Below are 20,044 nucleotides of genomic sequence, written 5' to 3' on the forward strand. Positions count from 1 at the left end.
AAAACGGAAAAAATAACCAACGCGAAAGTAGCTCAGTTGGTAGAGCACGACCTTGCCAAGGTCGGGGTCGCGAGTTCGAATCTCGTCTTTCGCTCAAATCCCTTCCACAAGAAGGGATTTATTGTTAAAAGGTTTATACGCCTGCTCAGATGGTGGAACTGGTAGACACGCAGGACTTAAAATCCTGTTCCCGTAAACGGAGTGCGGGTTCGATTCCCGCTCTGAGTACTTAGAAAACAAAATCGACACAAAGCCTGGTATGAAAATACCAGGCTTTGTTGTTTTATGACCTTTTATAGCTTTGGGGACTTATATCTATTTCTTATCTGCTGGCACACTAATCATTCAATCCCTTACCATTCAGAATTTGTGGGATACATTTCTCAACCCTTGCTTCGCGGGTTTTGGCTTGTTTGGGTGCTGAAAAATAAAGGTTATAAGCGTTTTGTCGCCCGGGGGTTAAGGCATCAAAAGCAGCTCGCAGAGCCGGGTTATCATTTAATTTACTTTCAAATTCTTCGGGGATGGTAAATTCTGCTGCCTTCTTAAAATTAACTTTCAAGCCGGCTTTTTCTACCTCAATAGCTTCAAAAATATAAGCTTTCAACAAGGCTTCATTCTCAACTATCTCTTCAACGTTAGTGAACCTGATCTGCCGGGCCGACTGTACATTCTCCGTTTGCTGTATCAGCATACCATTGGCATCATTTAGCAAAACCCCTTTAAAAAACAAAAACGCACAGTAGTCTTTAAATTCGTGTATTAAAACGATGTTGCTTTTATTTAAAGTATAACAAGCAACACCCCACTTCAATTCCTCCGTCAGTCCGCAATCAAGGGCGATCCCTCTTAATTTTTCTAATTCTTCCTTCCATCTTTTGGATTTATTGAAAAAGAAATCAACTTTAGGATTCATCGTTAATGGAATTGGTTTAAATGGTTTACCGTGTTATCCAAATATCACTTGTTTAAAGAGTAAAAGCAAATGGGCTTAGGCTAAAATGATAAGAGGTTACGCCCTAAGTTTTTTAAAGTGAAGTTTTAGTACTTGAGGAACTTACAAAGTAAGCCTTGCCAGGTACTGCCCAAACTCATCTTCTAATAATACTTCCATGTTAAACCCGGCTGCTCCGGCGGTTTGCTGCATGGTTTTTTCATCAATATAAAGCCAGGGGAACCATTCTGTTTTTTGCTTTTTATATTCGTACTGGTAGTTGATCTCGCCGTAGTAATTATGCTTCGGTAGTTCTTCTCCCTCGTACAGGTAGGCAATATCCGATGAATCAAAAATAAGCTGCGCACCTTCGTTCATCAAATTTTTAAGGTGGCTCAAAAGCTTTTTCAGGTTCTCTATGTTTCCGGCTAAGCCTATGCCGTTCATCAATAAAAACAGGGTGTCAAACTTCTCAGCCTTGTAAGTAAATATATCGGCTTCAAATGCATTTTTAACGCCCCGGGCTTTCATAATAGCCACAGCCAATGGAGAAATATCAATAGCGGTAACATCCTGCTGCTGTTGCTGTAAAAGCAAGGCTTGGCTGCCTGCACCGGCACCAACATCTAAAATTTTACCTTCGCACTTTTCCATGGCAAGCCACTCAATGTCGGGCATGTCTATTTCTTTTCTGAAATAGGCGGCAACCGGCATTTCTTCTTTTGGGCCGTACTGGTTATGGATCCAAAGTTTGCTTTTTGATAGCTTATGATAATGATCATGCAGGGCTTGTCCTAAAATATCGTTCATTAAAGGCAAATGTATAAAGTAGCTTTATATTTGGCCAACTATTATAGTTGTATGCACACTTTTGATTACCTGGTTTACATTTTTCTGTTAATAGGAGTAGTGCTGAGCATAAAAACCAAAAAGCTTACGGTTAAAGGTGCTTTAACAGGTGGCATAATCGGGGTATTAGTATATGAAGGGGCTGGTTTTTGCGGCATAGCAATGCTTGCGGTATTCTTTTTATCAGGATCAACAGCAACCGGCTGGCAATTAAATAAAAAGCTCCGGATGAATGTGGCCGAAAAACGCAAGGGACAACGTACCGCCGGGCAGGTACTTGCAAATGGGGGTATAGCAGCTATGTGCGGGGCAATTAGCTGGTATAGTAACCAATTAGCCGGATTGATGCAGTTGATGATGGCAGGCAGTCTTGCTGCTGCCATCGCCGATACCTTATCGTCGGAATTAGGTGTAATTTATGGGCGTAATTTTTATGATGTGATCAGTTTTAAAAAAGTGCAGCCCGGGCCCGATGGTGTGATTAGTTTGGAAGGAACTTTAATAGGCATAGCAGGAGCCATTTTGATAGCGACTATTTATGCGCTTGGATTTGGATTTAACATAAGCTTTGTTTTTATTGTGATTGCCGGGGCAATTGGTAATTTATCCGACTCGGTAATAGGTGCAACTTTAGAACGCCGGCAATGGATCGGTAACAATACAGTTAATTTTTTAAATACGTTTGTCGGGGGAATGACTTGTTTCATACTCGGTCTTATTGATAAATAAATTGAAATTATAATTAATGATAGTTAGCATTTTAGGTTGCGGCTGGTATGGTAAGGCTTTAGGGCAGGCATTAGTTAAAAGCGGTTTAACGGTTAAGGGCAGCACAACCTCTGCTGATAAATTTGAACAGCTTTCAGCTTTGGGTATTGACCCTTATGCGGTAAATTTTAGTGCAGAAGGCGAAACTTTTGACGCCGGATTTTTTAAGTGTGATGTATTGGTAGTAAGCATTCCACCTAAAATAAGGCATGGCGAAACGATTGGTTTTATCCCGAAAATGGAAAGGATAGTTCATACTATCGTTAAGCAGGGTATTAAAAAGGTAATCTATATAAGTTCGACAGGGGTATATAAGGATGATAACCGGATAGTGGATGAATTGGATTACCCAACGCCAGACACTGATGCAGGAAGGTTATTATTACAGGCTGAACATCTTTTTCAAGACACGACAGACTTTAGTTCTACAGTAATTCGTTTTGCAGGCTTAGTTGGCCCAGGCAGGCACCCCGGTCGTTTTTTTGCGGGTAAAAAAGATATTCCAAATGGGTTGTCACCTGTTAACCTGATCCACCTTAGTGATTGCGTGGCAATAAGTAATACCCTTATTGAAAAGGATCAGTTTGGTTACGTGATAAATGCCTGCTCGCCGGATCATCCTGCAAAAAAGGATTTTTACACGGCTGCTTCCATAAATGCAGGTTTGCCTGCGCCGGAGTTTATAGATGAGTTAAAGGAATGGAAACAGATTGCTTGTAAGTTTCTGACAGAAACCCTGAATTACCAGTTCAAAGTTCCGCTGTGGAAAGATTGTAAGTTTGATTAATGAGTTAAAAATAGTCTGCTAAAAAGAAACCCCAATTCAAGTAAATGAAATGGGGTTTCTTTTTTTAGTAGGATGGTAATTAGAAGCTATGTCTAACACTGTTGCTAAATGTTTTGGTTGTCCAGTAACCGCTGTCAAGTATACGTCTAACAGTCATTAACGGATCGTTTGCATCGCGTTTATCAGCTAACTGGAAAGCCAGTTTAAAGCCTCTTTTATGTAACTGAGGCAGGTTTTCTGCATTCCATAAGCCAAACGGATAAGCAAAGTATTTAATTGGCTTGCCGGTTATGTCTTCTAATTTTTTGGTTGGTTTATCTAACTGAATTTCCCAATCCTTACCCTGGAATTTTTTGAAGTTATGGTGATCCCAGGTATGGCTTCCAATTACGTTACCCCAGTCAGATAGTTGTTTAACCTGCTCTTTGCTCATGTAGTGCGGTCTGCCTAAAGAAACGGTCATGATAAAATAAACACCTTTAAAACCGTATTTCTTCAGCTCGGGTGCAGCAATAGTGAACTGATCAAGGTCAGTGTCATCAAATGTCAGCATAATAGGTTTGCTGGGCAGGGGAGTACCTTTGGTAAGGTAATCATATAACTGATCTGGCAAAATAGTATGGTAACCGCTATCGGCCAGCATTTTAATGTGTTGCTTAAATGCCGCTATCGGGATAATATAATCTTTAGCTGTTTTTGAATCGGTAGGCTTCCAGTCGCGGATCTGGTGGTAACATACAACCGGAACCTGTTTACGGGCCATTATAGCCGAATTATTTCCTTGCGCAATGGCCGCACAGCTTAAAAAACAAAAAAGTATTGGCGTAATTAAATGCTTTAACATAAGTGAGAGATGATGTATTATTAATGATTTAAAGTGGGCAAAAATAGAATAAATTATCTTTTAATTAACCACCCAACTGATAATTGATAAAGTTAATTACCATTAAAATGTTTGGTTCAATTACCCCGATCTTTAATTAAAAATCAAGGTGAAAATTATAGTACTATCCTTTTACCTTCTTTGATTGATCGTTTTGCAGCATCTAAAATTTCCATCACTATCATGTTATATTTTAAAGATGAACGGTCATCGTCAGCCTTAATGCTTTTGTTTAAAAAGGCATTGTAATACGTTACAGGGTCATCATTTGGTGCTACCAAAGGCGGCACTGTTTTTACACTTTTTATATTCTCGCGCATGCGCATGGTGAGGTTTTTACCATCCAGGGCGTGCAGGTAGCCTGTTTCGCCAAAAACTTCCAGGTCTTTAATGCTGAATGGCCAGCTCCATGATGCTTCAATTTGGCCTGTGGCTGTTTTATATTCAACCAATATGGTTGCATCATCCTCAACCTTGGGGTAAACGTTAGGCTTATAATGTTTGGCTATGGCAGTTACGGCTATGGGTCTTTCGCCATGCATTAACCAGGTCATCAGGTCGGCACCATAACAGCCAAAATCATTAAGTGCACCTGCACCGTTTAAAACAGGATCAGTTAACCAACTTAAAAACTCTTCGCTGCAACCAATTTCGCGCGGCCCCTGGTGTCCGTCATGCACCACCATGCGCCGGATGGCACCAATACTGTCTTTATTAACAATATCATATACCGCCTTGTAGGATGGATACCAGGTAGTTTCGTAATTGGTTAATACGCTTACATTATATTTAACAGACAGCGTCTCTATCCTTTTAGCCTGTACAAGGGTAGCGGCCAAAGGCTTTTCAACCATAACGGGTATACCCAATGGAGCGCATACCTCAACTATATCCACATGGTTAGCTACGGCATTATAGCCTAAAACAATAGCGGGCCTGCGTTTGCTTACCATCGTTTTAAGGTCGTCAAAAAACAAAGAATCAGGGATATGGAACTGTTTGCCATATTTAGCCCATAACTTTCTGTTGGGCTCGGCAATGCCCACAATATTTACACGTCCTTTACTGTAATCGTTCAGGATGTTGTAAATATGATCGTGGTTTAAACCTGCAACCCCAACCCTGGGGCCTTGTGCATGGGCGCTGTAAAACAGGCCGAAAAGCAATACAGCAAGAGATGTTGATCTCTTGCTGTAGCTAATCATAGTTTTTATGATTGAATTATTTTTCATTTGATAACGAATATGGAACATCAGATGCTTTGATACCACGTTGTTTGTTTGGCGTGGCCGACATATTGTAATTGATAACTGCTCCCTTTAATAATGAGCTATGGCTTAACCAGTTAAAATCATAAGGTTTGCCATTTACATTCATGGTGTTTACATAAATGTTCTTGTCGCTGTTATTAGGGGCATTAATTATTACCTGCTTGCCATTCTCTAAATTTAAGGTAAGTTTTTTGAATAATGGTGCGCCTAAAACATATTGGTCACTGGCAGGGGTTACCGGGTAAAAGCCCATTGCCGAAAATACATACCATGCTGAGGTTTGTCCATTATCCTCATCACCGCAATAACCATCAGGTGTTGCCATGTAAAGCTTGTTCATTACATCACGCACATGGAATTGTGTTTTCCACGGCTCACCTGCATAGTTATACAGGTAAAGCATGTGTTGTATTGGCTGGTTACCATGTGCATACTGGCCCATGTTCACGATCTGCATTTCGCGGATCTCGTGGATCACTTCGCCATAATAGCTATCATCAAAAATAGGGGGCAGTGTAAATACAGAATCAAGCTTGGCAATAAATTTCTTTTTGCCGCCCATCAGGTCAACCAAGCCCTGCATATCCTGGAAAACACCCCAGGTATAGTGCCAGCTATTACCTTCGGTAAAGGCATCGCCCCATTTAAACGGATTAAAAGGTGTCTGGAACGAACCATCTTTATTTTTACCGCGCATTAAGCCTGTTGAAGGATCAAACAGGTTGCGGTAATTCATACTGCGTTTTTTATAAATATCAGTTTCTGATGTCGGTTTGCCTAATGCCTTACCTAATTTGTAAATGGCAAAATCATCATAAGCATACTCTAAGGTACGGGCAGCGTTCTCGTCAATTTTAACATCATAAGGCACATAACCTAATTTGTTATAATACTCAACCCCGGTACGGCCTGTTCCGGCAGGGCCTGCGTTGTTGGCACCATGTACCAATGCATCATATAATTTATTGATGTCGTAATTACGGCCACCTTTTAAATAAGCTTCTGATACGATTGAAGCAGAGTTATTACCGATCATCACGTTTGAGTAGCCCGGGCTCGACCATTCTGGCAACCAGCCGCCTTCTTTATAATCGTTAATTAAGCCTTCCTGCATCTCTTTAACTATGCTTGGGTAAACAAGGTTAAGGAAAGGGTAAAGTGCCCTGAAAGTATCCCAAAAGCCTGTACCTGCAAACATATAGCCCGGCATTGTTTTTCCGTTGTAAGGGCTGTAGTGAACCAGTTGGTTCTTGGCATCAATCTCATACAACTTATTCGGGAAAAACAGCATGCGGTATAGGCATGAATAAAAAGTACGGGTTTGATCAATTGAACCGCCTTCAACCTTTAAGTGGTTTAATGTTTTGTTCCAGGTATCTTTAGCTTTTTGTTCAGTTACATCAAAGCTGTCAGTTCCCTGTTCTCTTTTTAAGTTCAGTTCAGCCTGCTCAATGCTGATGAATGATGAACCAACTCTTAAATGAACCTGTTCGCCGTTTAGCGTTTTAAAGCCGATAACCGCCATTGCATGTTTGGCATGTAATGATAAAGAGTCAGTTAAGGTACTGTCGCTGTAGGTTTGAGCCATAACAATAGGCTTATCTACATAAATAACAAAGTAGTCTTTAAAGTTTTTTAGCGGACCGCGGGCATATTTGCTCGAATAACCGATGATCTTATTTTCGCCAGGGATGATCTTTACGTAAGAGCCTCTGTCAAAAGCATCAATAATGATGTATGAACTATCTGTTTTTGGATAAGTAAACCTGAACTGGGCGGTACGCTCGGTAGGGGTCAGCTCGGCAGTTACGTTATGATCGGCCAGGAAAACGCTGTAGTAATAAGGTTTAGCAACCTCAGCCTTGTGCGAAAACCAGCTGGCGCGGCCATACTGCGTTACTTTTAATTTACCCGTAACCGGCATTATGGCAAACTGGCCATAATCATTCATCCACGGGGATGGCTGGTGGGTTTGTTTAAAGCCATTGATCTTATGGGCATCATAGGTGTATTGCCATCCGTCGCCCATGTTACCGGTTTGCGGCGTCCAGAAATTCATACCCCAGGGTAAAGCAATTGCAGGGTAAGTATTACCGTTAGACAGATCGTACTTTGAGTCGGTACCCATCAGCGGGTTGATGTATTCAACGGGGTCAGTAACCTTATTAACTTGCTGCGAAAAGGATTTAGCAGTTATCAATAAGGCAAAAAACAAAAGGATATTTTTCATTAATGGTTCGGGTATTTAGTTAAAAATTTAGTTTTGAATTTGTTAAAATAATGACGGATTACCACCCATTTTTATGCGGCCCAAATGCTTGTAAGCACTTTCCGTAGCTTCGCGGCCACGTGCTGTACGCATTAAAAAGCCTTCCTGTATTAAAAAGGGTTCGTAAACTTCCTCAATAGTGCCTTCATCTTCGCCAACTGCAGTCGCTATAGTTTTTAAGCCAACCGGGCCGCCTTTAAATTTATCAATAATGGTGGTTAGTATCTTGTTATCCATTTCGTCCAAACCATGCTCATCAACATTTAATGCATTCAAAGCATATTTGGCAATTGACGTATCAATATTTCCATCACCTTTTATCTGGGCAAAATCACGTGTGCGACGTAATAAAGCATTGGCAATACGTGGTGTACCACGGCTGCGGCGGGCAATTTCGTAAGCGCCCTCGTCACTTATTGGTGTTTTTAATATGGATGACGACCGCAGTAAAATAGTAGTAAGCAGTTTGGCATCATAATACTCTAACCTTGAGTTGATACCAAACCTTGCACGTAAAGGTGCTGTAAGTAAACCCGACCGGGTAGTAGCCCCAACCAAAGTAAAAGGATTTAGTGAGATCTGCACCGAACGGGCATTAGGGCCGCTCTCCAGCATTATATCTATTTTAAAATCTTCCATTGCCGAGTACAGGTACTCTTCAACCAAAGGGCTAAGCCGGTGGATCTCGTCTATAAAAAGAATATCTCCAGTTTCTAAATTGGTCAATAAACCGGCCAGATCGCCTGGTTTATCTAATACCGGGCCCGAGGTTATTTTAATACCAACCCCCATTTCATTAGCAATAATGTGCGATAGGGTGGTTTTTCCTAATCCCGGGGGGCCATGAAGCAATACATGGTCAAGCGCTTCGCCACGCTGGCGGGCTGCCTGTACAAATATCTTTAAATTAGCTAATAGTTTATCCTGCCCGGTAAAATCCTCAAAAGCCTGTGGCCGCAACACTTTTTCAATGTCATGTTCAGCAGTAGAGAGGCGCTCGCGGTCGGGATCAAGATGCTCGTTCATTCAATGACGAAATTAAATTTTATTTCGGAATATAGGATGTAAAAATGTAATGTCATTTCAACCTTCTACAAAACCTCGCACAAAAAAATTAACGCCATGCCGCATAAACTGCAAAAAGGGAATTATTTATTATACAAGATCTGTGGTCAGTAATAATAACAATACTACTTATTTATCCTTCGGGGTATTTTCTGAAAATGCTGTTTATCCGCATTTGGATCACACCCCAAAATGCTTCCTTGAAAATACTTGTCGACATTTTTGAAGTACCAAGGGTACGGTCGGTAAATATGATAGGGACTTCTTTTAACGTAAAACCATGTTTAACGCTGGTATATTTCATCTCGATCTGGAAGGCGTACCCAACAAACTTTATTTTGTTAAGTTCGATGGTTTCCAAAACAGGGCGTTTATAGCACATAAAACCGGCCGTAAAATCACGGATCTGGATCCGGGTAATAAAGCGCACATATACCGATGCAAAATAACTCATCAGTACGCGGCTCATCGGCCAGTTAACTACGTTTACACCATTAATATATCTTGAGCCAATAGCAGCATCAGCACCATCAACACAAGCCTGTCTTAATTTTAACAGGTCATCCGGATTGTGCGAAAAATCAGCATCCATCTCAAAAATATAGTCGTATTGATGCGCAATTGCCCATTTAAAACCATGTATGTAAGCAGTGCCAAGCCCTTGTTTGCCTGCGCGCTCTTCAATAAAAAGGCGCCCGGCATATTCCGGTTGTAACTGTTTTACAATATTCTGAGTGCCATCGGGCGACCCATCATCAATGATAAGTAAGTGAAAATCATGAGGTAAAGAAAATACTCTGCGAATCATCCGCTCAATATTTTCCTTTTCGTTATAGGTGGGTATAATAACTATGCTATCGGGCACTTCAAAAAATTATGTAAAGCAAGCGGCTAAAATAATTCAATTTTAGCATCATTAAAAATAAAAAGCAGTAAAGTATTTATTACCCTACTGCTTTTTATTTAATCTATTAAATATTACAGGTTAATCGTATCTGAAATTACCTGGTTATCAATGTAAGGGTCAGTTATGTAATTGCGCTCTTTTAAATGTGGCGAAACAATTAAGAAAGCTATAATAAACACGCATATAAACGCTACAAAGAACCATTCGTAATTTGCACCTTTAAGATTTCTTGCCCACCAGCCGCCTTGTTCAATAAAATTGTTAACCAGGGCGGTAATAAGGTTACCAAATGACACTACTAAAAACCAAATACCGGTCATTGTACTCTTCATTGATTTTGGTGAATGCGTATACGCATATTCCAAACCTGTTATTGACACCAATACTTCCGCTGCAGAAAGTATCATGAATGCAAATACCTGCCACCAAATAGATGGTGTGCCGCCGTTAACAATATTGTTGTGCGTTATACCTATTACCACAAATGATAATGCCGTTAAAATTAAGCCTGTGCCCAAACGACGCAAAGGCGTTGTTTTTAACCCGATTTTATCAAACCAAGGATATATTACATAGTTAAATAACGGAATAAATAGCAGCAGGAATACCGTGTTAACGGTTGATAACTGACCAGGCTCTACAGTAAATGAGGTGAAACTAAGGTTAATAACACGATCCATTTTATCTGCATACAAAGTCCATTCAGATAAGCATTGATCCCAAACAGCCCAAAATGCCAGTGCGAAAAAGAATACTGCCATAACACGATAAACCGCTTTAACGCCTTCAACACGTTCAGGATCATAAGGGCCTTTGGCAACATCAAGCAGGGATTGCCCCGGTTTTTTTTGGCTTAAGTGAGTTAAGGCATACCAGGTAATGAAAACGAGATTATTTCTGTTTACGCCTTGCGGCGGAACTTTTACATATCTTTTACGGCCTGAAAAAAAGATGATGGTGGCCAGCGCCATCAGGAAACCCGGAACCCCAAAAGCCCATTTCGGGCCAAAATATTTATAAACCTCCGGAATGGCAACGGTTGAGATCATAGAACCGGCATTAATACTGAAATAGAACCAGCCATATACTTTTGAAAGTAAATCCTGGTTGGTAGCATCAAATTGGTCGCCAACGTTTGCAGATACACATGATTTAATACCACCGGCACCTATAGCAACTACAAGCAAACCTAATTCAAAGCCATTGAGGCCACCGTCAAACATCGCCAATAAAAAATGCCCGAGGCAATAGATCATCGATACATATAAAATAAGCTTGTATTTACCTGTAAACCAGTCGGCTATCATCCCACCTACAAAAGGTAGAGCATATGCTACCATCACAAATAAATGGTGAATCTTATTAGCATGTGCATTAGCTTGATCTGTTAAGGCCGCATTTCCTTTAGGATTAAAAAATTGGTTAACCAAAAAAAGTGTAAGTATAGAACGCATACCATAAAAACTGAAGCGTTCTGCGGCTTCGTTCCCGATAATAAAGGGAACACTTCTGGGGAAACGGGACTTGGAAGGTGCTGTAATAGCAGGGCTTTCTTGCATTTATTTAGTTTAATTTTTCACTAAAGTAATATATTTCCAGTAAATCAGAATTTAATACGGGTTAATGATTTAAATTTTTGTGGATCGGGCTGAATTACAACAACTAAGCTATATAAAATTTCATGTTACAACTTTAATGTGAAGAGAATAATAAAAAACGCGTCATTTTGCTCTTGTTGGTGTTGTCACCAACGCCGCGTGCTTAGTATGCGTAAAGGCTACATTACTTATTGTTTGCAATCGAAATTTATTCTAAATCTTTTAATATGATTCACTGTTAGCAAGTCAGTATTTTTGGATTTCAATATGCTATCACCGGGCTTTACAAATTCATAATACCCACTAGTATCATCAATAAACCGTATCTCTATCAATTTATTATTAGTAGAATACAAAACTGTTTTAAAATTGTGATTTTTCTCATCTAAATATTTATTGATAACAATAGCGTTATAAGTTGAATTAATAAATTCCGATTTGTCACTACAAGGTTTGCTTGGACCAAGGTTACCTATTAATACCAAAGCAATAAATGCAACTATAAACAATGCGGGAAATATATAAGTGAGTTTGTTATTCATAGGTTTTGTGCCCTTATTGGTGTCGTCATCAACAAGCCGCGTGATTAGTAAGGGTAATGTAATAAAACATTTTAATTTAAGCGTAGAATGTTGGTGACAACACTAACAACGGCGGAAAATATATAACAATAATGGTCTGTTATCTCAATTCTCAGCAGGCGGTGGTGGATTAGCTCTGTCTAACTCTGCCTGTTTTTTTGGATCAGTGTACTTTTCGTCCTTATCCTCGGGTACGTTCCGCATGTCCAGGTTTTCAACATAAACCCATCTGCCGTTTTTTAGCTTATAGCCATCATAACTTAAATCAGGCCCATAGGTATCGTGCTGGTTTTTTAATTTAGGATCAGGAGGGGAGAGGTGATCAAAAACGATCAGGTTTTGCTCTGGTACATACCTCAGCAGCATTGATGCCTGGCGGGTATATTCAAAAACTACTCTTTTACGGGTTTTTCCGTTACCGTCAAAAATTGGTAAGCCTAATTCGGGCTTATTATCTTTAAACGAGAGTACATCAATAACTTTTTTGGTTGATTTTACCGTATTGCCTTTCCAGCCAATTAAAACATAATAGAGTTTTGGTGAGTATACGGGGATAATTTTATAATACTGCGCACCGTACCATTTATGGGTACTGGTAACTGAATCTTCAGGGTTTTTTAATAATGGGGAGTAATCCTCGAGCGGATACATTTGCAAATTGCCGCCTGTGTTTATTTGGATGGTTCCATAAAAACGGTTACTGCCATCCTGGTTTACCACGTGCCAGCTCAGTATACGGAACCGGTTATCAGGCGAGTTAATAATACTGATGCTTTTAACCGAATCAAACGGGAAAAGGAATGAGTTAGGAACCTTTAGCGCGCTAACCAGCGTTTTTATAAATGCGTAATTGGCATTTTTTCGTTCCAGGTCGTTTTCATCATTAATAAACTTTTTACCTAAATCGCTTAGCGTATCTTCATACAGGTGCAGTTGTTTAATGCGGCCGCTCTCGTCCGAATGCTGGGCGAATATTAATTGCGGCAGCATAGCCAGTAACAGAAAGGAAAATATGATCGTTTTCATTACCCTAATTAACGAAAATTTTCGATAACCATTGCACTTGCACCCCCGCCGCCATTACAAATTCCTGCTGCGCCGTATTTTCCATTATTCTGCTGTAAAACATGCAGCAAAGTTACAATGATGCGTGCACCCGATGCACCAAGCGGGTGCCCCATAGCAACAGCGCCGCCATTAACGTTTACTTTTTCGGGATCGAGTTTTAAAATTTGGTTGTTGGCTATTGATACTACCGAGAACGCCTCGTTGATCTCGAAGAAATCTATCTCATCGCCTGATAAACCGGCCCTGTGCAATGCCAGCGGAATAGCTTTTGAAGGTGCTGTAGTAAACCACTCGGGTGCCTGCTGCGCATCAGCATAGGATACTATTTTGGCTAATGGCTTTATACACAATTCGTCAGCCTTTTCGCGGCTCATTAATACTAATGCTGCAGCACCATCATTTAAGGTTGAGGCATTGGCTGCGGTTACTGTGCCATCTTTTTTAAATACCGGCTTTAACGATGAGATCTTATCAAACTTAACGGCTTTTGGCTCCTCATCATCGCTAAACAAAGTGATGTCGCCCTTTTTATCTTTTAACTCAACCGGTGTTATTTCCTGCTGAAATTTCCCTGCGGCCTGTGCAGCCTGCGCACGTTTGTATGATTCTACGGCGAAAGCATCCTGATCTTCGCGGCTTATATGGCAATCGGCAGCACATAACTCAGCTGCTGATCCCATGTGGTAATCATTGTATACATCCCAAAGTCCGTCTTTTATCAAGCCATCGGTAATTTGTCCGTTACCTAAACGGTAACCGTTACGTGCCTTGTCTAAGTAATAAGGTACGTTGCTCATACTTTCCATTCCGCCGGCTAAAACAATATCATTTTGCCCTAATGCTATACTTTGGGCGGCCAGCATTATTGCTTTCATGCCAGATGCACATACTTTATTTACTGTAGTGGCTGGCATATAAGGTAGCCCGGCAAATATAGCGGCCTGTGTAGCAGGTGCCTGCCCAATATTGGCCGATAGTACATTACCCATATAAACTTCCTGTAACTGCGCTGGTTTTAAACCGGCTTTTTCAACTGCCGATTTAATTACAATTGCACCTAATTGTGTTGCTGATAAACTGGCAAGGCTGCCGCCAAAGCTACCGATAGGGGTACGGGTTGCTGAAACTATTACTACTTCTCTCATAAAATAAATGGTTGAACTGGGATGCAAATTTAGTATTTTATATTATGCATGCATAGTAAATTATGTGCTTTAGTTTTATACAGATGTTAGCCTATAATGACTAAAAGCTGCGGATAACGGAAACTTATATTAATTTTGAAAGGATATACATATAAATGGCACAATTATCTTCATCACGTCAAAAGGCACTGTTACGCAAATATGCCCGTAATCTTAAGTTTTTAATGATGCTGGTTAGTGTTTGTTTAATTGTTTTTACACTACCTAAGCAGGCAAAATTTAGTTACGATATTGAAAAGGGCCGTATCTGGAACCAAAAGGACCTTATCTCCCCATATAACTTCGCCATACTAAAAACACAGCCTGAGATTGAAAGCGATCAAAAAGTTGCCCTGGCAAGTATAACACCTATATACCAGGCCGATGATGATTTAAGCGTACAGGAGTTGGATGGCCTAAAGAATGATCTGGAAATTAAATGGCACAATGCAGGCATACCTGACCGCCAGAAACCCCGATATATTACCGAAGCCATTAATTTGTTAAGGGATGTTTATGATAAAGGGATTTTATCCCTGAATCCTAAATACCAGCAAAGTGCCGAAAATTATCCCATCACTATTCTTGATAAAAACGTTGCGACCGAGAAAAACACCTCTGATGTTTTTACCAAAGAAAAAGCTTTAAGCTATTGCAACCAGCAACTAAGCGGGCGCAATGATTTAAATAAAGCCTTTTTACTGAACCTAATAAGCGACAGGATTCAGCCTAACCTGGTTTATGATAACAAACTAACCTCAAGGCTTGAAAAAGAAGTTGTTGAAAATTTATCTACCACACGCGGCATGGTGCAAAAAGGGGAGGTAATTGTAGGTAAAGGATCGGTAGTAAGTGATGAGGTTTATCAAAAGCTGCAATCGTACAAAAAGGCTTTTGAGGATAATGCCCGTATCAACGGCGATCACCGTTTGGTATTGCTTGGCCAGTTTTTATTGGTAGGCCTTTCAATTACTTTGTTAATGGTGTTCCTGTACCTTTTCCGTAAAGATATTTATGCTGATAACAGGCTGGTGAGTTTAATATTGCTGGTAGTAACAGGCATGTTGTTTACGCTGTCAATAGCTATAAAACTGCAGCTGCCTAATTTATACTATATACCGTACTGTATTGTACCTATCATTATCCGGATATTATTTGATACCCGCCTGGCTTTAAACATCCATTTATTAGTGGTGCTAATTGCCGGTTTTTTTGTGCCCAATAGTTTTGAGTTTGCCTATTTTGAAATTACGGCAGGGATGGTATCCATCTACAGTATCAAAAACCTGATCCGCCGCGAGCAGTTCCTGCTTTCGGCCCTTATTATCACCATATCTTATTTTATTGCCTTTTTGGGAATCTCTTTTATCCGCGAGGGGAGTATCAAGAGCATTGACGTGATGGATTTTGTTCCATTTGTGGTAAGTGTTTTATTAACGCTGCTGGCCTATCCGCTTATTTATATTTTTGAAAAGGTATTTGCCTTAACATCTGATATTACCCTTATCGAGCTTACCAATACCAATGCGCCCTTACTGCGCGAAATGGCCTTTACTGCACCCGGAACCTTTCAGCATTCGTTACAGGTAGCCAACCTGGCCGAAAACGCGATATACAGTATTGGTGGGAATGCTTTATTAGTTAGAGCCGGGGCATTATACCATGATATTGGTAAAATGGAAAACCCTTTATACTTTATAGAGAACCAGAGTTCGGGCTTTAACCCGCATGATAAGCTGTCGTACCAGGAAAGTGCCCAGATCATTATCAGGCACGTAAGCAAGGGGATTGAAATGGCCCGTAAGGCAAACCTGCCTGAAATTGTGATCGACTTTATCCGTACGCATCATGGTGATACCCGGGTTGATTATTTTTACCAGTCGTCTTTGAAAAATTTCCCCGAAAAATTCATCGATGAGAACACTTTTAGGTACCCCGGCCCGGTGCCTTTCTCAAAAGAAGCCGGAGTTTTGATGCTCGCCGACTCGATTGAGGCTGCTTCGCGGTCGTTAAAGGAGCCTGATGAGATTTCTATCGGAAGTTTGGTAGATCGTATAGTAAAATATAAGCTGGATCAAAACCAGCTGAAAGACAGTAATATAACTTTAAAAGACATTGAAACTATTAAAGCAATTTTTAAAAGAATGCTGATGAGCATTTACCATGTGCGAATAGATTATTAGAAAATGAACTTTTTTTTTGATGGCATGCCCTAATTGCTATATTTGCAATCCCGAAAAACGGGGAATATTATTAAAACAAGGAGAGGTGCCTGAGAGGCCGAAAGGATCAGTTTGCTAAACTGACGTACTGGAAACGGTACCGAGGGTTCGAATCCCTCCTTCTCCGCAAACAAAAAATGCCACTAAATTTTAGTGGCATTTTTTGTTTAAATATTGTACAGTCTGCAAAAGCAATCACAATAATATGAAGTGCAGCTAAACTAATTCATGATTTTTTTAGACATTTAGCCATAGGTTTAAAATCGACATCATGCACAGTTTTTTAATTAAAAGATCAGTATTGGTAATTGTATTTGCGGTAAGCACATTTTCTTTATCGCTTGCAGCAAAAAAGCATTCAGCTATCCGGAATATTAACCTTGCCGGGTTAATTGTTAATGCACAAACATTAGCCCCGGTTGAAGCTGCCGAAATTTATGATGATAGCAATAAACTTTTAGGTGCTACCGATAAAAATGGATATTACAAAGTAGTGATAGCTTATGCCAAAACAGGTGCTATAAAATTCAGCCTAAAAATTAAGAAAAAGGGCTATCAAACATTTTCACAACACGAAAACTGGGCCGATTTTACGGGCGGTGCATCAGCTGCCATGTATTTTGGACTAAGAGAATTAAATAGCAAGGCAAGTTCTTTTACTGACTTTGGTGATAAAAATAATTTGAGTTACGATAACGTGCTGGCCGGTTTTAGTAAGGTGAGCGCTCAAAAAGAGTTTAATGATAAGCTCGCAGCTGCAAAGGCCGGAAATGAAAATGTACTTATCCATATTGATGATAAATATTATGTGGTGGCTAGCAGTGGATGGATCGGTATAAAATCTGATAAGGATACGATAGTGCTGAACGATAAAACAATACTCTTAGCTAATGAGCTTAATTCAGCTGTTAAAAGGAGCAGCATTAAATGGATGACGCCTTTACCTCCAAAAGGCGAAAAAGTTGCCATACATACTAAAAATTGATACAAATGTGAAACGTAGTCTGCTTTAAGTTAAATACTTAAAGTAAATGTGTAAAATATCCTATAATTTAAGCATTTTTAAGGTGTTATAGCTAAGTCATTTCATTAGTTAATACATTAAACTCATTTGCCCAACCTACTTAAACTATCATTTTGAATACAACATCTTATCAGTTAAAAAGAAATAAGCTTGCTACCATAGCCTTAGTAATGCTGACTATCAGCTTCCCTTTTATTGCTAAAAGCGCATCAACCATTGATAGCCAGGAAATGGACAGGCAGCAGGTAAGCGCTATGATAGAACGCTTGCTACCGGGCAAATCAGCATCGTTTATATTGCAAACTATGCCTGTTACAGCTGCAAGGGATAGTTTTTATATAGAAAGCAAGGCAGATAAAATATTTATAAAGGGAACTAATGCCCTGTCAATGGCTAAGGGCTTTAATTACTACCTTAAAAACTATTGCCATATCTCGGTAAGCTGGTACGCGAACGATGCTGTATCGTTAAGATCAGCACAGTTGCCCATAATAACAGCGCCAGTGGGAGAGGCTTGCCGGTTTGATAAACGCTTTTTTCTGAATTATTGCACATTTGGCTATACCACTTTGTGGTGGAAATGGAGAGATTGGGAACGTTTAATTGACTGGATGGCCCTAAATGGCATCAATATGCCTTTAGCTATTACTGGGCAGGAATATATATGGCAGCGTGTTTGGAAAAAGTTTGGTATGACGGATGAGCAAAGCCGCGCATTTTTTACAGGCCCTGCACATCTGCCCTGGCAACGCATGGGCAACCTCGACAGATGGTTAGGCCCTTTGCCGCAAAGCTTTATTGACGGGCAGTTTGCTTTGCAAAAACAAATACTGCAGCGCGAAAGAAGTTTTGGAATGAAACCGATCTTACCGGCCTTTGCAGGGCATGTTCCCAAAGATCTGAAAACAAAATTTCCGGATATTAAGCTAACTGACCTGGGTTCGTATGATACCGGGAGCGAGAACGATGCTTATTTTTTAGACCCCATGGATCCTTTATTTGTAAAGATCCAGAAGGCATATTTAAGTGAACAGCAGAAGTTATTAGGCACAGATCATTACTATGGTGCCGATCCGTTTAATGAAATGGACCCGCCAAGTTGGGAACCTGCTTATTTGGCAAGCGTAGCCAAAACATTGTATGGCGGCATGAAAGCCATTGACCCCAATGCCGTATGGGTACAAATGGGCTGGACTTTTTATTACGACCGTAAACACTGGACAAACCCGCGTTTAGAAGCTATGATAAAAGCAGTGCCTCCAAATAAAATGGTACTCCTTGATTATTTTTGTGAGAACACTGAAATATGGCGCTTAACCGATGGCTTTTTTAACGCGCCTTATATTTGGTGTTACTTGGGTAATTTTGGCGGTAATACACAGCTTGCAGCGCCATTATTAAAAGTGGCCAAAATACTACCGGTTACCGAGGCCGATCCTAATAAAAGGCAAATGGTTGGTATAGGAACCACGCTGGAAGGTTTTGGTATCAATAACTTTATGTTTGAGTGGTTGTTTGATTATGCCTGGAATGCTAGTGCAAAATACACCAACGACTGGATAATTACCTATGCCGACAGCCGGAGCGGTAACAACGACCCCATTATGCAATCCGTTTGGAGAAAACTTTTGCCCGTTGCTTATAACAAGCAGGTTTCTGACGTAGGGTTAGGTAATATTATCCAATCAAAGCCTATGCTCAAAGGTCATGGTGGTTATTCTTCATTAAGTAACTATGATTATAGCGCATTAGCCAATATCCTCCCGGTTTGTTTTTTGGCCGACTCCGTTTCTAAATCTTCGCCTGATTTTAACAGGGATCTTGCAATTTTAGAAAAACAGGTATTGGTAAATCTTGCAGTTTCCTTTCGGGATTCTATCTCCAAAGCATATTATTCCAAAAACGAAATAGCATTTGAAAAATATACTGGCCTGTTTAAAAGTTTATGCGAGGATGTAGATAAGGTTGCGGCTACTCAAAATGAATTATTATTAGGTAACTGGATTACACAGGCACGTGATTTAGGTGTAACTGATGCTGAAAAAAACTACTACGAGCGAAATGCCAGGGTACTGATCACTACCTGGGGTGGCGAGGATAACGGTATTACCGATTATGCAGCAAAGGATTGGTCGGGCTTGATCACCACTTATTATGAAGCACGCTGGGATTTGTTTTTTAAAGAACTACGCAAAACTATAAAAACAGGAGCCGAACCGGATATGGTAGCGTTTAACAAAATAAGGGCGCAGTTTGACTGGCAATGGGCAAATAAAAACCAACACGAACAATCTTTTATAAATAAACCGGTTGGCAATACATTTAATGTATGTGAGGGTGTGTACAAAAAATGGTTGTTGTATTTATAGTTTTATATAAACAAACATTACCTTAATAACACTGTTTTTAATAAGTATATATTTATACAAGCTATCCCCCATAATTTTTGTATATATATGTTAGTTGCTTAAAATGTGATAGTTAAGTATGGTGAATATCATGCTATTGCCATATAGCCAGCAATTAAGTTTACTAAATGTCACAAATTACTTGTAATCAAATATTTAAATAAAAGGGGCGTATATTGCGCACAATTTGAAAGTATTTGGCATAAAGCCCTGGTTTTTGTGCCAC

At 40.0% G+C, this 20,044-nt stretch carries 16 protein-coding genes and 3 tRNA genes; 8 read left to right on the forward strand and 11 right to left on the reverse strand.

The features are described from left to right. Window positions 1-21: 21 nt before the first annotated feature. Both ACQY4U_RS11895 and ACQY4U_RS11900 read left to right on the forward strand, forming a co-directional pair. A tRNA-Gly gene (locus tag ACQY4U_RS11895) sits at window positions 22-94 on the forward strand. 49 nt (window positions 95-143) lie between these two features. Further along, a tRNA-Leu gene (locus tag ACQY4U_RS11900) sits at window positions 144-228 on the forward strand. Window positions 229-337: 109 nt separating this feature from the next. On the opposite strand, the gene ACQY4U_RS11905 is transcribed toward ACQY4U_RS11900, so the two are convergent. Then, a complete protein-coding gene (locus ACQY4U_RS11905; RefSeq protein ID WP_428329632.1) occupies window positions 338-916 on the reverse strand; it encodes a YdeI/OmpD-associated family protein in 579 nt (192 codons plus the stop codon). Window positions 917-1,057: 141 nt separating this feature from the next. After that, on the reverse strand, window positions 1,058-1,744 hold the full coding sequence (locus tag ACQY4U_RS11910; RefSeq protein WP_428329633.1) for a class I SAM-dependent methyltransferase: 687 nt from the start codon (window positions 1,742-1,744) through the stop codon (window positions 1,058-1,060). Window positions 1,745-1,795: 51 nt separating this feature from the next. Here ACQY4U_RS11910 and ACQY4U_RS11915 point away from each other — a divergent pair, with 51 nt between their 5' ends. Continuing rightward, on the forward strand, window positions 1,796-2,512 hold the full coding sequence (locus ACQY4U_RS11915) for a DUF92 domain-containing protein (protein ID WP_428329634.1): 717 nt from the start codon (window positions 1,796-1,798) through the stop codon (window positions 2,510-2,512). A 16-nt stretch (window positions 2,513-2,528) separates the two neighbouring features. Further along, complete coding sequence (locus ACQY4U_RS11920; protein ID WP_428329635.1) at window positions 2,529-3,338, forward strand: SDR family oxidoreductase; 810 nt, start codon at window positions 2,529-2,531, stop codon at window positions 3,336-3,338. Between the two features lie 79 nt (window positions 3,339-3,417). On the opposite strand, the gene ACQY4U_RS11925 is transcribed toward ACQY4U_RS11920, so the two are convergent. The 9 genes from ACQY4U_RS11925 to ACQY4U_RS11965 form a co-directional block, all read right to left on the reverse strand. Next, a complete protein-coding gene (locus tag ACQY4U_RS11925) occupies window positions 3,418-4,182 on the reverse strand; it encodes a polysaccharide deacetylase family protein (RefSeq protein WP_428329636.1) in 765 nt (254 codons plus the stop codon). 155 nt (window positions 4,183-4,337) lie between these two features. Then, complete coding sequence (locus ACQY4U_RS11930; RefSeq protein ID WP_428329637.1) at window positions 4,338-5,426, reverse strand: Gfo/Idh/MocA family protein; 1,089 nt, start codon at window positions 5,424-5,426, stop codon at window positions 4,338-4,340. Window positions 5,427-5,442: 16 nt separating this feature from the next. Continuing rightward, window positions 5,443-7,722 carry a GH92 family glycosyl hydrolase gene (locus ACQY4U_RS11935; RefSeq protein WP_428329638.1) on the reverse strand — a complete coding sequence of 760 codons (2,280 nt, stop codon included), beginning with the start codon at window positions 7,720-7,722 and terminating at the stop codon, window positions 5,443-5,445. Between the two features lie 42 nt (window positions 7,723-7,764). Then, a complete protein-coding gene (ruvB, locus tag ACQY4U_RS11940; RefSeq protein WP_428329639.1) occupies window positions 7,765-8,787 on the reverse strand; it encodes a Holliday junction branch migration DNA helicase RuvB in 1,023 nt (340 codons plus the stop codon). 172 nt (window positions 8,788-8,959) lie between these two features. Next, on the reverse strand, window positions 8,960-9,691 hold the full coding sequence (locus ACQY4U_RS11945; protein WP_428329640.1) for a polyprenol monophosphomannose synthase: 732 nt from the start codon (window positions 9,689-9,691) through the stop codon (window positions 8,960-8,962). Between the two features lie 113 nt (window positions 9,692-9,804). Next, window positions 9,805-11,292, reverse strand: coding sequence for an MFS transporter (locus ACQY4U_RS11950; RefSeq protein WP_428329641.1), 1,488 nt, complete (start codon window positions 11,290-11,292; stop codon window positions 9,805-9,807). 227 nt (window positions 11,293-11,519) lie between these two features. After that, entirely contained in the window at window positions 11,520-11,873 is a 354-nt protein-coding gene (locus ACQY4U_RS11955; RefSeq protein WP_428329642.1) for a hypothetical protein, read from the reverse strand. A gap of 144 nt (window positions 11,874-12,017) precedes the next feature. Then, window positions 12,018-12,938, reverse strand: a complete 921-nt coding sequence (locus ACQY4U_RS11960) for a hypothetical protein (protein ID WP_428329643.1) — start codon at window positions 12,936-12,938, stop codon at window positions 12,018-12,020. Between the two features lie 8 nt (window positions 12,939-12,946). Then, window positions 12,947-14,125, reverse strand: coding sequence for an acetyl-CoA C-acyltransferase (locus tag ACQY4U_RS11965; protein ID WP_428329644.1), 1,179 nt, complete (start codon window positions 14,123-14,125; stop codon window positions 12,947-12,949). A gap of 155 nt (window positions 14,126-14,280) precedes the next feature. Here ACQY4U_RS11965 and ACQY4U_RS11970 point away from each other — a divergent pair, with 155 nt between their 5' ends. The 4 genes from ACQY4U_RS11970 (at window position 14,281) to ACQY4U_RS11985 (ending at window position 19,779) form a co-directional block, all read left to right on the forward strand. Then, complete coding sequence (locus ACQY4U_RS11970; protein ID WP_428329645.1) at window positions 14,281-16,347, forward strand: HD family phosphohydrolase; 2,067 nt, start codon at window positions 14,281-14,283, stop codon at window positions 16,345-16,347. Between the two features lie 79 nt (window positions 16,348-16,426). Continuing rightward, window positions 16,427-16,513 (forward strand) — tRNA-Ser (locus ACQY4U_RS11975). Between the two features lie 144 nt (window positions 16,514-16,657). Then, entirely contained in the window at window positions 16,658-17,371 is a 714-nt protein-coding gene (locus ACQY4U_RS11980) for a hypothetical protein (RefSeq protein WP_428329646.1), read from the forward strand. Window positions 17,372-17,523: 152 nt separating this feature from the next. Next, entirely contained in the window at window positions 17,524-19,779 is a 2,256-nt protein-coding gene (locus tag ACQY4U_RS11985; protein ID WP_428329647.1) for an alpha-N-acetylglucosaminidase, read from the forward strand. The last annotated feature ends 265 nt before the right edge of the window (window positions 19,780-20,044 follow it).

Origin of the sequence: Mucilaginibacter sp. (assembly GCF_965277465.1) — a bacterium.
In the GTDB taxonomy this organism is placed as follows: domain Bacteria; phylum Bacteroidota; class Bacteroidia; order Sphingobacteriales; family Sphingobacteriaceae; genus Mucilaginibacter.

Excerpts from the sequence above, each read along its gene's own strand:
- ACQY4U_RS11980 (WP_428329646.1), top strand. The coding sequence starts at position 16,658 with ATGCACAGTTTTTTAATTAAAAGATCAGTATTGGTAATTGTATTTGCG.
- ACQY4U_RS11955 (WP_428329642.1), bottom strand. The coding sequence starts at position 11,873 with ATGAATAACAAACTCACTTATATATTTCCCGCATTGTTTATAGTTGCA.
- ACQY4U_RS11950 (WP_428329641.1), bottom strand. The coding sequence starts at position 11,292 with ATGCAAGAAAGCCCTGCTATTACAGCACCTTCCAAGTCCCGTTTCCCC.
- ACQY4U_RS11965 (WP_428329644.1), bottom strand. The coding sequence starts at position 14,125 with ATGAGAGAAGTAGTAATAGTTTCAGCAACCCGTACCCCTATCGGTAGC.
- ACQY4U_RS11970 (WP_428329645.1), top strand. The coding sequence starts at position 14,281 with ATGGCACAATTATCTTCATCACGTCAAAAGGCACTGTTACGCAAATAT.
- ACQY4U_RS11905 (WP_428329632.1), bottom strand. The coding sequence starts at position 916 with ATGAATCCTAAAGTTGATTTCTTTTTCAATAAATCCAAAAGATGGAAG.
- ACQY4U_RS11935 (WP_428329638.1), bottom strand. The coding sequence starts at position 7,722 with ATGAAAAATATCCTTTTGTTTTTTGCCTTATTGATAACTGCTAAATCC.
- ACQY4U_RS11960 (WP_428329643.1), bottom strand. The coding sequence starts at position 12,938 with ATGAAAACGATCATATTTTCCTTTCTGTTACTGGCTATGCTGCCGCAA.
- ACQY4U_RS11915 (WP_428329634.1), top strand. The coding sequence starts at position 1,796 with ATGCACACTTTTGATTACCTGGTTTACATTTTTCTGTTAATAGGAGTA.
- ACQY4U_RS11910 (WP_428329633.1), bottom strand. The coding sequence starts at position 1,744 with ATGAACGATATTTTAGGACAAGCCCTGCATGATCATTATCATAAGCTA.
- ACQY4U_RS11920 (WP_428329635.1), top strand. The coding sequence starts at position 2,529 with ATGATAGTTAGCATTTTAGGTTGCGGCTGGTATGGTAAGGCTTTAGGG.
- ACQY4U_RS11930 (WP_428329637.1), bottom strand. The coding sequence starts at position 5,426 with ATGATTAGCTACAGCAAGAGATCAACATCTCTTGCTGTATTGCTTTTC.
- ACQY4U_RS11925 (WP_428329636.1), bottom strand. The coding sequence starts at position 4,182 with ATGTTAAAGCATTTAATTACGCCAATACTTTTTTGTTTTTTAAGCTGT.
- ruvB (WP_428329639.1), bottom strand. The coding sequence starts at position 8,787 with ATGAACGAGCATCTTGATCCCGACCGCGAGCGCCTCTCTACTGCTGAA.